The organism is Pseudomonas sp. Irchel 3F6, assembly GCF_900187595.1.
Lineage (GTDB): Bacteria > Pseudomonadota > Gammaproteobacteria > Pseudomonadales > Pseudomonadaceae > Aquipseudomonas > Aquipseudomonas siliginis.
This window is the reverse complement of record NZ_FYDP01000006.1, coordinates 175,652-193,237: the sequence shown is the minus strand read 5'-3', so window position 1 is coordinate 193,237 and position 17,586 is coordinate 175,652. Positions and strand designations below refer to the sequence as shown.

At 61.0% G+C, this 17,586-nt stretch carries 14 protein-coding genes; 3 read left to right on the top strand and 11 right to left on the bottom strand.

Annotation, left to right across the window (positions count from 1 at the left end; translation table 11 throughout):
• Window positions 1-52: 52 nt before the first annotated feature.
• From guaA to CKW30_RS20290, 4 genes are all read right to left on the bottom strand, one after another.
• A complete protein-coding gene (gene guaA / locus CKW30_RS20305; protein WP_016773344.1) occupies window positions 53-1,630 on the bottom strand; it encodes a glutamine-hydrolyzing GMP synthase in 1,578 nt (525 codons plus the stop codon).
• An 80-nt stretch (window positions 1,631-1,710) separates the two neighbouring features.
• The gene (guaB, locus tag CKW30_RS20300) at window positions 1,711-3,180 is read right to left on the bottom strand and encodes an IMP dehydrogenase (RefSeq protein WP_016773343.1); all 1,470 of its coding nucleotides are present in this window, start codon (window positions 3,178-3,180) and stop codon (window positions 1,711-1,713) included.
• A 105-nt stretch (window positions 3,181-3,285) separates the two neighbouring features.
• Window positions 3,286-3,834, bottom strand: coding sequence for a sugar ABC transporter ATPase (locus CKW30_RS20295; protein ID WP_041479923.1), 549 nt, complete (start codon window positions 3,832-3,834; stop codon window positions 3,286-3,288).
• A 163-nt stretch (window positions 3,835-3,997) separates the two neighbouring features.
• Window positions 3,998-4,765 carry a sulfite exporter TauE/SafE family protein gene (locus tag CKW30_RS20290; protein ID WP_095181712.1) on the bottom strand — a complete coding sequence of 256 codons (768 nt, stop codon included), beginning with the start codon at window positions 4,763-4,765 and terminating at the stop codon, window positions 3,998-4,000.
• Window positions 4,766-4,984: 219 nt separating this feature from the next.
• On the opposite strand from CKW30_RS20290, the gene xseA reads away from it, so the two are divergent.
• From xseA to leuA, 3 genes are all read left to right on the top strand, one after another.
• Window positions 4,985-6,364: an exodeoxyribonuclease VII large subunit gene (gene xseA / locus CKW30_RS20285; protein ID WP_056790145.1), complete on the top strand. Its 1,380-nt coding sequence runs from the start codon at window positions 4,985-4,987 to the stop codon at window positions 6,362-6,364.
• Window positions 6,365-6,367: 3 nt separating this feature from the next.
• Window positions 6,368-7,189 (top strand): peptidoglycan DD-metalloendopeptidase family protein, encoded by an 822-nt coding sequence (locus CKW30_RS20280; protein ID WP_056790148.1) that lies wholly within the window; start codon window positions 6,368-6,370, stop codon window positions 7,187-7,189.
• A gap of 463 nt (window positions 7,190-7,652) precedes the next feature.
• Entirely contained in the window at window positions 7,653-9,332 is a 1,680-nt protein-coding gene (gene leuA / locus CKW30_RS20270) for a 2-isopropylmalate synthase (RefSeq protein ID WP_016773339.1), read from the top strand.
• A 177-nt stretch (window positions 9,333-9,509) separates the two neighbouring features.
• On the opposite strand, the gene CKW30_RS20265 is transcribed toward leuA, so the two are convergent.
• From CKW30_RS20265 to ispG, 7 genes are all read right to left on the bottom strand, one after another.
• A complete protein-coding gene (locus CKW30_RS20265; protein ID WP_095181711.1) occupies window positions 9,510-10,301 on the bottom strand; it encodes an amidohydrolase in 792 nt (263 codons plus the stop codon).
• Window positions 10,289-11,437 (bottom strand): pyridoxal phosphate-dependent aminotransferase, encoded by a 1,149-nt coding sequence (locus tag CKW30_RS20260; protein WP_095181710.1) that lies wholly within the window; start codon window positions 11,435-11,437, stop codon window positions 10,289-10,291. The genes CKW30_RS20265 and CKW30_RS20260 overlap by 13 nt, the downstream gene beginning before the upstream one ends.
• 291 nt (window positions 11,438-11,728) lie before the next feature.
• Window positions 11,729-13,201: a ribosome biogenesis GTPase Der gene (gene der / locus CKW30_RS20255; protein WP_095181709.1), complete on the bottom strand. Its 1,473-nt coding sequence runs from the start codon at window positions 13,199-13,201 to the stop codon at window positions 11,729-11,731.
• Window positions 13,202-13,336: 135 nt separating this feature from the next.
• A complete protein-coding gene (bamB, locus tag CKW30_RS20250) occupies window positions 13,337-14,488 on the bottom strand; it encodes an outer membrane protein assembly factor BamB (RefSeq protein ID WP_016773335.1) in 1,152 nt (383 codons plus the stop codon).
• Window positions 14,481-15,122: a tetratricopeptide repeat protein gene (locus CKW30_RS20245; protein WP_016773334.1), complete on the bottom strand. Its 642-nt coding sequence runs from the start codon at window positions 15,120-15,122 to the stop codon at window positions 14,481-14,483. The genes bamB and CKW30_RS20245 overlap by 8 nt, the downstream gene beginning before the upstream one ends.
• A 41-nt stretch (window positions 15,123-15,163) precedes the next feature.
• A complete protein-coding gene (hisS, locus tag CKW30_RS20240; protein ID WP_095181708.1) occupies window positions 15,164-16,453 on the bottom strand; it encodes a histidine--tRNA ligase in 1,290 nt (429 codons plus the stop codon).
• A gap of 22 nt (window positions 16,454-16,475) precedes the next feature.
• Entirely contained in the window at window positions 16,476-17,585 is a 1,110-nt protein-coding gene (gene ispG / locus CKW30_RS20235) for a flavodoxin-dependent (E)-4-hydroxy-3-methylbut-2-enyl-diphosphate synthase (protein ID WP_016773332.1), read from the bottom strand.
• Between the last annotated feature and the right edge of the window lies 1 nt (window position 17,586).

The following is a 17,586-nucleotide window of genomic DNA, read 5'->3' as shown; positions in this document are numbered from 1 at the left end:
AAAACCCTTGGCTTCACGCCAAGGGTTTTTCGTTATTCGAACCGCAGCAGGATCATTCCCACTCAATCGTCGCCGGCGGCTTGCTCGACACGTCGTAAGTGACGCGCGAAATGCCTTCGATTTCATTGATGATGCGGCCGCTGACAGTTTCCAGCAGTTCGTAAGGCAGGTGCGCCCAACGTGCGGTCATGAAGTCGATGGTTTCTACGGCACGCAGGGCAACGACCCAGGCGTAACGACGGCCGTCGCCGACCACGCCGACCGATTTGACAGGCTGGAACACTACGAACGCCTGGCTGACCTTGTGATACCAATCGGCCTTGCGCAGTTCTTCGATGAAGATGTGGTCGGCGCGACGCAGCAGGTCGGCGTATTCCTTTTTCACTTCACCGAGGATGCGCACACCCAGGCCCGGGCCTGGGAACGGGTGACGGTAGACCATGTCGTACGGCAGGCCCAATTCCAGACCCAGACGACGGACTTCGTCCTTGAACAGTTCGCGCAGTGGCTCGACCAGTTTCAGGTTCATCTCTTCCGGCAGGCCGCCCACGTTGTGGTGCGACTTGATCACGTGGGCCTTGCCGCTTTTCGCGCCAGCCGACTCGATCACGTCCGGGTAGATGGTGCCCTGAGCCAGGTACTTGATGTTGTCCAGCTTGCAGGATTCGGCATCGAACACGTCGATGAAGGTACGGCCGATGATCTTGCGCTTCTTTTCCGGGTCGGCTTCGCCGGCCAGGTTGTTGAGGAACTGCTCCTCAGCGTTGGCGCGGATCACCTTGACGCCCATGTTCTCGGCGAACATGGCCATCACTTGCTCGCCTTCGTGCAGACGCAGCAAGCCGTTGTCGACGAAGACGCAGGTCAGCTGATCGCCGATGGCCTTGTGCAACAGCGCGGCAACCACCGAGGAGTCAACGCCGCCGGACAGACCCAGCAGCACGTTGTCGGTGCCGACCTGGGCGCGGATGTTGGCGATGGCGTCTTCAGCGATCTTCGACGGCGTCCACAGGGCTTCACAACCGCAGATGTCGAGGACGAAGCGCGAGAGGATGCGCCCGCCCTGCTTGGTGTGGGTCACTTCCGGGTGGAACTGCACGCCATAGTAAGCGCGGTCGTCGTTGAACATACCGGCGATCGGGCAGCTCGGGGTGCTGGCGAGGATGTGGAAGTCTTCCGGCATCTTTGTGACTTTGTCACCGTGGCTCATCCACACGTCGAGGCCGAACAGGCCGTCGGCATCGATGTGGTCTTCGATGCCGTCGAGCAGGCGGCTCTTGCCGACCACGTCAACGCGGGCGTAACCGAACTCACGCAGTTCGGAACCTTCAACCTTGCCGCCCAGTTGCTCGGCCATGGTCTGCATGCCGTAGCAGATGCCGAACACCGGGACGCCCAGGTCGAACACCGCCTGCGGGCAGCGCGGGCTGTTGGCTTCGTGTACGGACTCGGGGCCGCCGGCGAGGATGACGCCTTTAGGGGCGAATTCGCGGATCGCATCTTCGTCCATGTCGAACGGGTGCAGTTCGCAGTACACGCCGATCTCGCGCACGCGGCGGGCAATCAGCTGGGTGTATTGCGAACCGAAGTCGAGGATCAGGATGCGGTGAGCGTGAATGTCGAGGGCCATGACTCATTCTCATGTAGTGAATCAGAAACAACTCGGGGCTGAATGAACAGCCCCGGTGATTTAACGTTTTGCTGGAAGCCTCAACCTACGCGGTAGTTCGGCGCTTCCTTGGTGATCTGCACGTCGTGAACGTGGGACTCGGCCATGCCGGCACCGGTGATCCGCACGAACTCGGGCTTGGTACGCATTTCTTCGATGTTGGCGCTGCCGGTGTAACCCATCGAAGAACGCAGACCGCCCATCAACTGGTGAATGATCGCGCTCAGGGTGCCTTTGTACGGCACACGGCCTTCGATGCCTTCCGGGACCAGTTTCTCGGCGCCTGCCGAGGAGTCCTGGAAGTAACGGTCGGACGAGCCCTGAGCCTGGGACATGGCGCCCAGCGAACCCATGCCGCGATAAGCCTTGTACGAACGGCCCTGGAACAGTTCGATCTCGCCCGGGGCCTCTTCGGTACCGGCGAACATCGAGCCCATCATCACGCAGGACGCACCGGCCACGATGGCCTTGGACAGGTCACCGGAGAAACGGATACCGCCGTCGGCGATCAACGGTACGCCAGTGCCTTCAAGGGCAGCGGCGACGTTGGCGATGGCACTGATTTGCGGTACGCCGACACCAGCGACGATACGGGTGGTGCAGATCGAGCCAGGGCCGATACCGACCTTGACTGCGTCGGCGCCCGCTTCGGCCAGGGCCTTGGCGGCAGCGCCGGTGGCGATGTTGCCGCCGATCACCTGCACTTCAGGGAAGTTCTCTTTGACCCAGCGTACGCGGTCGATCACGCCTTTGGAGTGACCGTGTGCGGTGTCGACCACCACCACGTCCACGCCGGCATTGACCAGTGCAGTCACGCGATCACCGGTGTCTTTACCGGTGCCGACCGCAGCGCCAACGCGCAGACGACCTTGATCGTCCTTGCTGGCCAGCGGGTAGGCCTTGGCTTTTTCGATGTCGTTGACGGTCATCATGCCTTTGAGGGCGAATTTGTCGTCGACGATCAGCACGCGCTCGATGCGGTGCTTGTGCAGCAGTTCACGGACGTCGTTCTTGTCGGCGCCTTCCTTGACCGTGACCAGACGCTCTTTAGGCGTCATCACTTCGCGGACAGTGGCTTCCAGACGGTTTTCGAAACGTACGTCGCGGGAGGTGACGATGCCGACCAGGTCGCCATCGTGCAGGACCGGAACGCCGGAGATATTGTGCAGACGGGTCAGTTCGAACAGATCACGCACCGTGGCATCGGCCTCGATGGTGATGGGATCCTTGACCACACCGGCTTCGAACTTCTTGACCTTGCGCACTTCGGCAGCTTGCTGCTCGATGGTCATGTTCTTGTGGATAATGCCGATGCCACCTTCCTGAGCCATGGCGATTGCCAGACGGGCTTCAGTAACGGTGTCCATGGCGGCAGAAACCAGAGGAATATTCAGTTCGATGCCACGGGTAAGACGGGTCTTGAGACTGACTTCGTTGGGAAGTACCTCGGAATAACCGGGCACTAGGAGAATGTCGTCGAATGTCAGAGCTTCTTGGCTGATACGCAGCATCGCGGGGGCTCCCGAGCGGGAAAATGGAAGCGCGCCATTATAGTCAGACACCCCCTGCTGTTCAATGTAAAACTCAGCCTAATTGATAGATGGAAAAGCCCGGCCCTACAGCTCCACCTTGACCCAAGAGACAGGTTGATCGAGCCAATCGGCGAACTCGTCGATAAAGCTCTGCTTGAACCCCGCCTCCAGCCAATTGTTGAAAATGAAGCCGAGGTTGGAAAACGCGCATTCCTGCAGAAACAGGAAGCCGTTGATGTCGTCCTCATGTCCGCATTCGGGGCAGGTGAAATTGTCGGTGCGGCCTGGAAACCAGTCTTCAAGACTCTCGAACAGCGCCTCACCCACTTCGCGGCGACATTCGGCGCAACCCGCCTCCTCGAGAAAGCCCTTGGCCGGGGTGTAGATGCAGCGTTTGGTGACGATCTCCAGGCCATTGACCGGCTCGCCGAACGGCAGCGCTTGCGGGTGCAGCACCACGGCGCGAGCACCATCAGCGATGGCGTGGGCCATACGGTTGCCGGTGCGGCCGCAGGTGGTCAATTGTTCTTCGATGATGTTCTTGCGCACCAGCCAGCGCACGATCGCCCGCGCCCGGGGCTCGTGCACCGGCAGGGTGGAGATTTTCGGGACGATGATGCTTTGCGAGTTCATGGTGGAGCCTGCTGCCAGTATTTAAGATTTCCAATGTGGGAGCGAGCCTGCTCGCGAAAGCGCAGTGTCAGGCTGCATTTTTGTTGCTGACCCACCGCATTCGCGAGCAGGCTCGCTCCCACAAGGAACTGCGGCCGGCAGCTTAATCCCTGAAGAAATCCGGTCAAGTGCTGAAATAGCGCACCATCAACGCGATCCCGCTGGCCAGCACCAGCCAAGTCACCAGCCGCACAAACGCCTCGCGCGACAATCTCATGGTCAGCCGCCGCCCGATCCACAAGCCCAGCGCCATCGCCGGCAACAGACACAGCGCCAGCATCAACAAGGGTAGCTCGGCATACACACCGGCGATGACAAACAGACTCAAGCGCACCACGGTGCTGCAACTGATCAACGCGCTTTGCGTGGCCCGCGCCGCTTCCTTGGGCAGGCGGCTGTTCAGATAGATCGCGTAAAGAAAGCCGCCACTGCCAAACAACGCGCCGAACAACCCACCCACCGTGCCCATCGGCACCGCCCACGCCGCTGACAACTGCGCCGGGCGCGCTTTGACCCACAGGCTGTAAACCGCATAGGCACTGATAAACAGCCCCATCAACAGCAGCAACAGATCGGATTTCAGATTCAGCAGGAAGATCACCCCCAACGTGCAGCCGATCGCCATGCACGGCAGCAGCCTGAGCAATTCCGGCTTGGCGACGTCGCGCCGCGAGGGCAGCAGATTACCGAATGCCGCGACGAAATCCAGCAGCACCAGCAGCGGCACGATTTTCGATAGCGGCATGAACAGAATCAGCATCGGCCCCGCGACCAGCGCCGTGCCGAAACCGGCGATGCCGAAGACGATGTAGGCCAGGGCAATGGCCAACCCGATGACCGCCCAACCGCCAGCGCCCCACGACCACGCCCCCAACAGCTCCATCACGCTCATCGTCCGCATCCTTTATAAGACCGCGCTGACTGTAGCCAGTAGCGGGCAGCACGACCAGATATCAAATTGATCCCATGTGGGAGCGAGCCTGCTCGCGAAGGCGGAGTGTCATTCCCGTTGTTGTCCGCTGACACAATGCTTTCGCGAGCAGGCTCGCTCCCACAGGGTTTTGTGCGGCGTCATGGTGATTGGCGGGCAAATGCCTTTAAACTGCGCCCCATGATTAAAGATCCCTTTGCAAGACTTGGCCTGGACCGTGAAGTCCTGACCGTCAGCCAGCTCAACGGCCGCGCGCGGGTGTTGCTTGAAGACGTGTTCAGCAACATCTGGGTCGAGGGCGAAATCTCCAACCTCGCGCGCCCGGCGTCCGGCCACGTCTACTTCACCCTCAAGGACAGCGGCGCGCAGGTGCGTTGCGCGCTGTTCCGGCAGAACGCCGCGCGCGTACGTCAGGCGTTGAAGGATGGTCTGGCGGTCAAGGTGCGCGGCAAGGTTTCGCTGTTCGAAGGCCGTGGCGACTATCAGCTGATCCTCGACACCGTGGAGCCGGCCGGTGACGGCGCGCTGCGTCTGGCCTTCGATGCGCTGAAGGAAAAGCTCAGCGCCGAAGGCCTGTTCAGTGCCGAACGCAAAGTGCCGCTGCCCGCCCATCCACAGCGCATCGGCATCATCAGCTCGCCGACCGGCGCGGTGATTCGCGACATCATCAGCGTATTCCGCCGCCGTGCGCCACAAGTGCAACTGACTCTGATTCCAACCGCTGTACAGGGCCGCGAGGCCACCGCGCAGATTGTCCGCGCGCTGAAAATGGCCGATGCCCGTGGCTTTGACGCGCTAATCCTCGCCCGTGGCGGCGGCTCGCTGGAAGACCTCTGGTGTTTCAACGAAGAAGCCGTGGCGCGCGCGGTCGATGCCTGTGTCACACCGATAGTCAGCGCCGTCGGCCATGAAACCGATGTTTCGATCAGCGATTTTGTCGCCGACGTCCGCGCACCGACGCCCTCGGCCGCCGCCGAACTGCTCGCTCCGGATTCCAGCCATCTGATCCGTCAGGTCGAGAGCCTGCACCGGCGTCTGGTGATGCGCATGCGTGACCGCTTGATGCGTGATCGCCTGCGTCTCGAAGGCATGGCGCGACGGCTGCGGCATCCCGGCGAACGTCTGCGCCAGCAGGCGCAGCGTCTCGATGATCTGGACATGCGCATGCGCCGCGCATTCGAGCGCAGCCTCAATACGCGTCGAGAACGCCTGATCCGTCTGGAAACCCGTCTCGCCGGGCAACATCCGGGACGCCAATTGGCGATGCTTCGTCAGCGCCTCGACAGCCTCGCCGAGCGTCTGCCCCGAGCCATGCGCGATGCTCTGAAACAGCGTCGGCAGCAATTGCACAGTCAGATGCAGACGCTGCACGTGGTCAGCCCGTTGGCGACTCTCGGCCGGGGTTACAGCATTCTGCTCGACGAGCGTGGCCACGCGATCCACAACGCTGCGCAGACCCACACCGGCCAGCGCCTGAAAGCCAAACTCGGCGAAGGCGAACTGCAAGTGCGCGTCGAGGACAATCACCTGACGCCCGTCACCCTCTCTTTACTGGACTGATCCATGCCGCGTTTTCTTGCTCCGCTGCTGTTGCTCTGCCTGACTTTCAACGCCCACGCCGACAGCTACATCACTCGGCTGCTGAACAAACCGGTGCCGGGCGGCGTCGCCGTGGTGAATCTGGGCACTGCCGCGCAGGCGCCGAAAGCCACTTATCAGGGCAAACCGGTGCTGGTGGTCAAAGAGCAGAACAATTGGCTGGCGATCGTCGGCGTGCCGCTGACGGTCAAGCCTGGCGCGCAGCAGATCAGCAGTGGCGGGCGCAACTTGCCGTTTACCGTGGGCAGCAAGAAATACCCGGAACAGCACATCACCCTGAAGAACAAACAGCAGGTCAATCCGAACGCCGACAACCTCAAGCGCATTGAAGGCGAACTGGCGGAACAGATCGCGGCTTACCGCAGTTTCAGCCCGAACACGCCGAGCAATCTGCTGCTGGACAAACCGGTCAACGGGCCGCTGTCGAGCAAGTTCGGTGTGCGTCGTTTCTTCAACGGCGAAGAGCGCAATCCTCACGCCGGCCTCGATTTCGCAGTGCCAGCGGGCACGCCCATCAAGACCCCGGCGGCGGGCAAGGTGATTCTGATCGGCAATTACTTCTTCAACGGCAACACGGTGTTTGTTGACCACGGCCAGGGCTTTATCAGCATGTTCTGCCACATGTCGAAGATCGACGTGAAGAACGGCCAGCAACTGGCGCGCGGCGCGGTGGTGGGCAAGGTCGGCGCGACCGGCCGGGCAACCGGGCCGCATATGCACTGGAACGTCAGCCTGAATGATGCGCGGGTGGATCCGGCGATTTTCATTGGTGCCTTCCAACCTTGAGTATGTTTTGAGGCGACCGGCCTCTTCGCGAGCAGGCTCGCTCCCACACTGGATCTTACTCACAACAAAGATCCCCTGTGGGAGCGAGTCTGCTCGCGAAGGCGCCCTATAACACACTGCCATACTCAATAAATCTCCAAAAACTCAATTGCGCCCCAATCTAGCCTTACGCAAACATCAACAACTTCCACCGCCTTAAGCGCAATAAATTCCTGCAAAATCCCGCATTCCGGATATTCCTCTCAATTTTTTTCGACTGCTTGCCATCCTTTCCCCTCGCGGTTAGGGTTGAAGCCATGAAAACCTCTCACACCCTCATTCAGCTTCGCCAGCACCGCAGCCTGTGCCTCGTCAGCGCACGACTGCCAGGCTGAATCGCTGCGCCTCGTCCCACGCTTTTCCAAGAACATTCGTTCAACCGGCAGGCCGCCTCTTTTCGGCCCAGACAACAAGGAATTTCCCGATGAGCATGCTCAAAGACCCGTCTTCGAAATACCGCGCGTTTCCCGTCATCAACCTGCCGGATCGCACATGGCCGTCGAAGACCATCGACGCCGCGCCGATCTGGTGCAGCTCCGACCTGCGTGACGGCAACCAGTCGCTGATCGAGCCAATGGACGCGGCGAAGAAGCTGCGCTTCTGGAAAACCCTGGTGCAGGTCGGCGTGAAGGAGATCGAAGCGTCGTTCCCGGCCGCGTCGCAAACCGACTTCGACTTCGTGCGTACGCTGATCGAAGAAGGCCACATCCCGGACGACACCACCATTCAGGTACTGACCCAGGGCCGTGAAGACCTGATCGAGCGCACCTTCGAATCCCTGCGCGGGGCGAAGAAAGCCATCGTTCACCTGTACAACGCCACCTCGCCTTCTTTCCGTCGCATCGTCTTCAACCAGGACAAGGACGGTATCAAGGCCATCGCCGTCAACGCTGCCAAGCTGTTCGTCAAATACGCAGCCATGCAGCCGGAAACCGAATGGACCTTCGAATACTCGCCGGAAACCTTCAGCGCTACCGAGCTGGAATTCGCCAAGGAAGTCTGCGACGCCGTGATCGAGGTGTGGAACCCGACGCCTGAGCACAAGATGATCCTCAACCTGCCGGCCACGGTTGAATGCGCGACGCCGAACGTCTACGCCGACCAGATCGAATGGTTTGGTCGCAACATCAACCGTCGTGACAGCGTGATCATCAGCCTGCACACCCACAACGACCGGGGCACCGGCGTGGCCGCCACCGAGCTGGGCCTGATGGCCGGCGCCGACCGCGTCGAAGGCTGCCTGTTCGGCAACGGCGAGCGCACCGGCAACGTCGACCTCGTCACCGTCGCGCTGAACATGTACACCCAGGGCGTCGACCCTGAGCTGGACTTCTCCGACATCGACGGCGTGCGCAAGGTCGTCGAAGAGTGCAACCAGATCCAAGTGCACCCGCGCCACCCGTATGTTGGCGACCTGGTGCACACCGCATTCTCCGGCTCGCACCAGGACGCAATCCGCAAGGGCTTCGCCCAGCAGAAACCGGACACCCTGTGGGAAGTGCCGTACCTGCCGATCGACCCGGCCGACATCGGTCGCAGCTACGAGGCGGTGATCCGCGTCAACAGCCAGTCGGGCAAGGGCGGCATCGCTTACTTGCTGGAGCAGGAATACGGCATCAGCCTGCCACGGCGCATGCAGATCGAATTCAGCCAAGTGGTGCAGCGTGAGACCGATCGCCTGGGCCTGGAGATGACGGCCAAGCAGATTCACTCGCTGTTGATCAGCGAATACCTGCAGGCCAACACTCCGTATGCGCTCGTCAGCCATCGTTTGCAGGAAGAGAACGGCAACAGCGCCGTCGAAGTCGAAGTAGCCAGCAAAGGTCAGGGCGAAACCAACCTGCACTGGCGCGGCAAGGGCAACGGCGCGCTGGAAGCGCTGGTCGCCGGCCTGCCGATTCCGGTGGAAATCATGGACTACAACGAACACGCGATCGGCGCAGGCACCAATGCCAAAGCGGCGGCCTATATCGAATTGCGGGTGAACGGTGAACGTGCGGTGCACGGCGTGGGTATCGATGAAAACATCACCACGGCGAGTTTCAAGGCACTGTTCAGCGCGCTGAACCGCTCGCTGAGCCAGCCAGAGGCGAAAGCGGCGTAATCCGACTGCTGAAATGCGAAAGGCCCCGGAGTGTGAGCTCCGGGGCCTTTTTTTGCCTTCAGGTTTCTGGCTGACTTTTATGGCCCCTTCGCGAGCAGGCTCGCTCCCACATTTGGAATGCATTTCCCTGTGGGAGCGAACCTGCTCGCGAAGGCGTCCTGACAGGCGCTGGGAGTATCAGGTGAACTCGAAAGTGTCGGCATCCAGGTTCGCCGGAAAGCGCTCGCGATACGCCGCCAACGGCGCCGCTTCCACAATCACCTTGAACACGCCATCCGCCTCCCCCGCCGCCAGCAACGTCTCGCCCTGGAAATCCAGCACCTGACTGTCGCCGGTATACGCGAAGCCTTTGCCATCGCTGCCCACCCGATTTACCGCTGCCACGTAGCAGAGATTTTCAATCGCTCGTGCCGGCAGCAGGCGGTTCCAGTGCAGACGCCGTGCGCCCGGCCAGTTCGCGGTGTACAGCAGCAGATCGGTGTCCTGCGCGTCGCGGCTCCACACCGGGAAACGCAGGTCGTAGCAGATCAGCGGACGAATCCGCCAGCCCTTGAGCTCGAACTGCACCTGACGCTCGCCCGGCGTGTAATGGTTGTGCTCGCCGGCCATACGAAACAGGTGACGCTTGTCGTAATGCAGCACTTCGCCGTCCGGCCGCGCCCACAGCAAGCGGTTGCGATGGCTGCCGTCAGCCGCCTGAATGATCACGCTGCCAGTGATGACCGCATCGAACTTCGCTGCCTGCGTCCGCAGCCATTTGCTGGTCGGGCCGTTTTCCGCCTCGGCGAGGGTTTCCGACTCCATGGAAAAACCGGTGGTGAACATCTCCGGCAGGATAATCAGATCGGCGCCACGGGCCTGCTCCAGCAGCAGCTCAAAATGCTCGAGGTTGGCCTGGCGGTCGTGCCAGGCCAGGCTCGTCTGGATCAGCGCCAGGGTCAGGTCTGGCAATGCACTCAGATCACGCATAGTTTCGCCGCCGCTTCACGCAGCGTCTCCTCGCGTTTGGCAAAGCACAGGCGTATCAGGCGCTGGCCTTGCGGTGGATTCTGGTAGAACACCGACACCGGAATGCTCGCGACACCGTGCTCGCGAGTCATCCACATGGCCATCTCAACATCGTTCAGATCAGGACGGATCTGCGAATAATCGACCAACTGGAAATAGGTGCCGGTGACTCGGGTAAAGCTGAAGCGCGACGGCGCAAGCAGATCGCAGAACAGATCGCGCTTGGCCTGATAGAAACCCGGCAGCTCTTCAACGTGTTCCGGGTGCTCGGCCATGTAATCGGCCAGCGCGTATTGCAGCGGTGTGACGCCACAGAAGCTCACGTACTGATGCACCTTGCGCAGTTCGGCTGTCAGGGCTGGCGGGGCGACGACATAGCCGGTTTTCCAGCCGGTGACGTGGTACGTCTTGCCGAACGAGCTGACCACGAAGGCGCGCTGATACAGCTCTTCATGGGCCAGCACGCTGACATGCGGCACGCCGTCGAACACCAAGTGCTCGTAGACTTCGTCGCTGATCAGATAGATGTCGCGATCGCGGATCAACGCCGCCAGTTGATCGAGCTCGGCGCGGCTGATCAATGCGCCGCTGGGGTTGTGCGGGGTGTTGATGACGATCATTTTCGTCCGCGGACTGAGGGCCGCTGCGAGTTGATCGAAATCGATGGAGAAATCGTTCGCATTCAGCTGCACATGCACGCAACGACCACCCGCCAATTCTGTCGCCGGTGCGTAGCTGTCGTAGCACGGATCGAACACGATGACTTCATCGCCGCTGTGAATCACTGCCTGAATCGCGCAGAAGATTGCCTGAGTCGCACCGGGCGTTACCGTCACTTCATGATCGGCATCGACTGTCACGCCATAGCTGCGCGCGATCTTGGCCGCGATCTGCTGACGCAACGCCGGCAAACCGGTCATCGGCGAATACTGGTTATGGCCACTGGCGATATGCCGCCCGACCGCATCACGCAACGACTGCGGGCCGTCGAAATCCGGGAAACCCTGGGACAGGTTGATCGCGCCGGTCTGCGCCGCGAGCTGAGACATCTGCGTGAAAATAGTGATGCCGACATTCGGCAGCTTGCTGGTGATCATCGGGGGTTCTCTGCTCAACACCCGGCTCTGACGACGGCGCGGGAGAGCCCGAGGATAGCCCATCCGGCGCCCATAAAAAAAGGCCGCCAAACGGCGCCCTTCTCTCATTGAACAAACCCAATCCTGTGGCGAGGGGATTTATCCCCGTTCCGGCTGCGAAGCAGTCGCAAACCCGTTGAATGCGGTTTGACTGATACACCGCAGACACAGGTTTTGGGGCTGCTGCGCAGCCCATCGGGGATAAATCCCCTCGCCACAAAAGCCCCACACAAAATTGTGCAGGGCCTCGGATCACTTCTTGTCGCGGCGCTTCTTGCTGGCTTTCTTGTTGTGCGACATCAAGCGACGCTTCTTGTTGACCTGGCGGTCGGTCAGCGTGTTCTTGTTGCCTTCGTACGGGTTCTCGCCGCCCTTGAACTCGATGCGGATCGGCGTACCGACCAGCTTGAGTACACGACGGTAAGTGTTCTCCAGATAGCGCACGTACGACTTCGGCACTTTCTCGATCTGGTTACCGTGGATCACGATGAGCGGCGGGTTCGCACCACCGAGGTGAGCGTAACGCAGCTTGATCCGGCGGTTGTTGACCATCGGCGGCGCGTGCTCGCCCACCGCATCTTCGAGAATCTGGGTCAGACGGTTGGTCGGCCAGCGGGTAACAGCGGACTTGAACGAGTTCTGCACCGAAGCGTAGAGGTTGCCCACGCCCGTGCCGTGCAACGCCGAGATGAAGTGAATGTCGGCGTAGTCGACGAAGAACAGACGACGTTGCAGCTCGACTTTCACAAAGTCGCGCTCGCTCGGCGTCATGCCATCCCACTTGTTGATCGCGATGACCAGCGCACGACCGGATTCGATCGCGAAGCCCAGCAGGTTCAGGTCGTGATCGACCACACCCTCGCGGGCGTCCATCACGAAGATCACCACGTTGGCGTCTTTGATCGCCTGCAGGGTTTTGACCACGGAGAACTTTTCGACTTCTTCGTGGATCTTGCCGCGCTTGCGCACACCGGCGGTGTCGATCAGCGTGTACTTCTCTTCATTGCGCTCGAACGGAATGTAGATGCTGTCGCGGGTGGTGCCCGGCTGGTCATACACGATGACCCGGTCTTCACCGAGCATGCGGTTGACCAGGGTCGACTTGCCGACGTTCGGACGGCCGATGATGGCGATCTTGATCCCGTCTTTTTCGCTCGGACCAGGAATGCGCTTGGCTTCCTCGCCTTCGGCAACGACTTCTTCCTCTTCGCCTTCAGCCGGCTCGTCATCATCGCGCGGGAATTCGCTCAGGGCGGCTTCCAGCAATTGCGTGATGCCACGGCCGTGGGCGCCGGCGATCGGGATCGCGTGGCCCATGCCCAGCGGGGCGAATTCGGCACGGGCCATTTCCGGGTCGATGTTGTCGACCTTGTTGGCAACCACGTGGGAACGCTTGTTACGTTTGCGCAAATGCTCGGCGATCATCTGGTCGGCAGCGGTAAAACCGGCCTTGGCATCTACCAGAAACAGCACCACATCGGCTTCTTCGATGGCCAGCAGCGACTGCTCGGCCATTTTTTCGTCCATACCATGTTCGTCACCGGAGATACCGCCGGTGTCGATCAGAATGTAGGAACGCCCTTGCCACTTGGCCTCACCGTACTGGCGATCACGGGTCAGACCGGACAGGTCGCCGACGATGGCGTCACGAGTCCTGGTCAGGCGGTTGAACAAGGTGGACTTGCCGACGTTCGGTCGGCCCACCAGGGCGATTACGGGAACCATGCGGCTCTCCACTTCGTTATTTCAGAAAATACAAAAGCCGCTGCGAGGCAGCGGCTGGTGCTCGGGGCAACACCCGGGGGCGCTGCAAACCCTGCTGATGCAGGGCCGCTTGGGGATGAACCCCAAGCATAGTTGTTACTTGATAGTCAGGGCTTCCAGTTTGCCGCTGTTGCCATACACATAAATCGTGTCGCCCACCACCAGCGGACGGGCACGCAGGCCGTCGCTGTCGATGCGCTCACGGCCGACGAAACGACCGTCGACCTGACTCAGCAGATGCAGATAACCTTCCAGGTCACCCACAGCTACGTAGCTGGAGAACACTTCCGGTGCCGACAGTTGACGGCGAGCCAGCGAGTCGTTGCTCCACAGTGCGGTGGTGGAACGCTCGTCGACGCCTTCAACGGTGCCCGAGGACAGGCTCACGTAGACGCTGCCGAAACCCTGAGCGATACCGGCGTAGCTCGACGCATCGCGCTGCCACAGTTGACGACCGCTTTCCAGGTCCAGTGCCGCAACGCGACCCTGATAGCTGGCCACGTACAGCGTGCCGCCCGACAGCAGCAGACCGCCGTCGATGTCGACGACGCGCTCCAGCTCCGAACGACCTTGTGGAATGGCGATGCGTTGTTCCCACACCGGCACGCCGTTGGAGATGTCCAGCGCGACCACTTTACCGGTCGACAGGCCAGCTACGGCCAGACGGTTGGTCACCAGCGGAGCACTGGTGCCACGCAGGGTCAGGACCGCCGGGGTGCTGTCATACACCCAGCGCTGGTTGCCGGTGGCAGCGTCCAGACCGATCAAACGATCGTCCTGGGTCTGCACGACGACCACGTCGCCATTGTTGGCCGGCGGCGCGAGCACTTCACTGTTGACGCGGGCACGCCACTTCTCTTCACCGTTGCTGGTGTCCAGAGCGACGACTTCGCCACGCAGCGTACCGATCAGTACCAGACCGTAACCCACGCCGACGGCGCCGGAGACAGGCAGTTCCAGATCCTGGTCCCACTTCACGTCGCCGTTGCTGCGATCCAGCGCCATCACCACACCAGTCACATCGGCGGCGTAGATGGTGTCACCGTCGATCGCCGGCACCAGCATGTTGTAGGTTTCGCCCTGACCGTCACCGATCGAGCGGCTCCACTGCTTCTGCAGAACGACTTCTTCTTTGAAGTCGGTCAGTTCGGCCGGTGGCAATTCTTTCTTGCTGTTGCTGCTGCAACCCGCGGCCAGAAGGGCCAGAGCCAGCAATGCTGCATGCTTCCAACGGATCACGTCACGCATCCCCTTTGGCCAGGTCGTCGAGCTTGATTTGAAGGCCACCGACCGCCGCTTCATCCGACAGTGCCGCCTTGGCTTTTTGATACGCCTTGTTCGCGTCATCGGTACGGCCCAAGCGCACCAGCAGGTCGCCCTTGAGTTCTTCGCGAGTGGCCAGGAACGCTTTGTCGGCATCGCCGTCGAGCAGTTTCAGGGCGTCTTCGGCCTTGTCCTGCGCGCCCAGCACCTGCGCCAGACGCTGACGGGCGATTTCGCCCAGCGCCGGGTTGGCCGGTTTGTCGACGATGGCTTTGAGTTCGGTTGCCGCGTCGTCCAGCTTGCCGCTGTCGACCGCCACTTTGGCGACGAACAGGCTGCCGTATTGCGCATAGGCAGAACCGCCGTACTCGCTGTTGAGCTTGCCGGCCAGATCCGCAACGCGGGCGGCATCAGGCTTGCCGTCAGGCGTCAGCGTGGTTTCCAGCAATTGCTGATAGAGCACCGAGGCGCCTTGCGACTGGTTGCTCTGGTACTTGTGATAGGCCTGCCAGCCGAACACGATGACCAGCGCCAACAGGCCGCCGGTGACCAGAGGTTTGCCGTTGCGTGTCCACCAGTCCTTCAAATCCGCCAACTGTTCGTCTTCGGTACTCGACACCCCAATACTCCTTAATCGCTAAATCGGCTGTTAAGACAGCTTCAACCCTGCACGACGCAGGTGGCCAGGTGAGCGGCAAGCGCATCCCAGGCAATGCTTTGTTGTTCGCCCTGGCCACGCAGGGGTTTGAAACCTACCACTTGCTGGGCCATTTCGTCGTCACCGAGGATCAATGCGTACAGCGCACCGCTCTTGTCGGCCTTCTTGAACTGGCTTTTGAAGCTGCCGGCGCCGGCATTGACTTGCAGGCGCAGGTTTGGAAGTTCATCGCGAACCCGTTCGGCCAGGGCCAGACCGGCCAGCTCGGCCTCTTCACCGAAGGCGCAGAGGTAGACGTCGACCTGACGGGAAATTTCCTGCGGAATCTGCTCAAGGGTTTCGAGCATCAACACCAGACGCTCGATGCCCATGGCGAAACCGACGCCCGGGGTTGGCTTGCCGCCCATCTGCTCGACCAGACCGTCGTAACGGCCGCCCGCGCACACGGTGCCCTGGGCGCCGAGCTTGTCGGTGACCCATTCGAAAACGGTTTTGCTGTAGTAATCGAGGCCACGCACCAGTTTCGGGTTGAGCACGTAAGGAATGCCGACGGCATCCAGACGCGCCTTCAGGCCTTCGAAGTGAGCGCGGGACTCGTCGTCGAGGTAGTCGGCCATTTTCGGCGCATCAACCAACACCGCTTGAGTGTCGGCATTTTTCGTGTCGAGCACGCGCAGCGGGTTGGTTTTCAGACGACGCTGGCTGTCTTCATCGAGCTTGTCGTGGTGCGCCGAGAGGTACTCGACCAGCGCTTCACGATAGCGACCACGGGATTCGCTGGTGCCAAGGCTGTTGAGTTCGAGCTTGACCGCATCACGAATGCCCAGCTCGCCCCACAGGCGCCAGGTCATGATGATCAGTTCGGCGTCGATGTCCGGACCGTCGAGGTTGAACACTTCCAGACCGATCTGGTGGAACTGGCGATAACGGCCTTTTTGCGGACGCTCGTGGCGGAACATCGGGCCGATGTACCAGAGTTTCTGCACCTGACCACCGCCGGTGATGCCGTGCTCAAGCACGGCACGCACGCACGCCGCAGTACCTTCCGGACGCAGGGTCAGGGAATCACCGTTGCGGTCTTCGAAGGTGTACATCTCTTTTTCGACGATATCGGTGACTTCGCCGATCGAGCGCTTGAACAGCTCGGTGAACTCGACGATCGGCATGCGGATCTGCTTGTAACCGTAGTTATCCAGCAGACGCGCCACAGAGCCTTCGAAATAACGCCACAGCGGGGTCTGTTCGGGCAGGATGTCGTTCATGCCACGAATGGCTTGCAGAGACTTGCTCACAAAATTTCCTTAATTCGTTCGATCAGCCGCGCGCGATAACGGCAGCGTCAGCTTCGACCTTTTCGGCCGCTTTCTGGCGGATCAGCTTTTCCAGCTCGTCCACCAGATTGTCATTCGTCAGCTTCTGCGACGGCTTGCCGTCGATGTAAATCAGGTTTGGCGTGCCGCCGGTCAAGCCGATATGGGCTTCCTTGGCTTCGCCGGGGCCGTTGACCACGCAACCGATGACCGCGACATCCAGCGGCACCAGCAGGTCTTCAAGGCGCCCTTCCAGCTCGTTCATGGTCTTGACCACATCGAAGTTCTGCCGCGAGCAGCTCGGGCAGGCGATGAAGTTGATGCCACGGGAACGCAGATGCAAAGACTTGAGAATGTCGTAACCGACCTTCACTTCCTCGACCGGGTCGGCCGCCAGCGAGATGCGGATAGTATCGCCAATCCCTTCGGCGAGCAGCATACCTAGGCCCACGGCGGATTTCACCGTGCCCGAGCGCAAACCGCCAGCTTCAGTGATGCCGAGGTGCAGCGGCTGGACGATTTCTTTCGCCAGCAGGCGGTAGGCTTCGACGGCCATGAACACATCGGAGGCCTTCACGCTGACCTTGAAGTCCTGGAAATTCAGGCGTTCGAGGTGTTCAACGTGGCGCAGCGCGGATTCGACCAATGCGGCCGGGGTCGGCTCGCCGTATTTCTTCTGCAGGTCTTTTTCCAGCGAACCGGCGTTGACGCCGATGCGGATCGGAATGCCGCGATCGCGGGCAGCATCGACCACGGCACGCACGCGGTCTTCGCGACCGATGTTGCCCGGGTTGATGCGCAGGCAGTCCACACCCAGCTCGGCCACGCGCAAGGCGATTTTGTAGTCGAAGTGGATGTCAGCCACCAACGGCACTTTGACCAGTTGCTTGATCTTGCCGAACGCCTCGGCGGCGTCCATGTCCGGCACCGAGACGCGGACGATGTCGACGCCGGCGGCTTCCAGACGATTGATCTGCGCCACGGTCGCGGCGACGTCATTGGTGTCGCTGTTGGTCATGCTCTGCACAGCGATCGGCGCGTCGCCGCCCACCGGTACGTTGCCGACCCAGATCTTGCGCGATTCGCGACGTTTGATTGGAGATTCGCCGTGCATG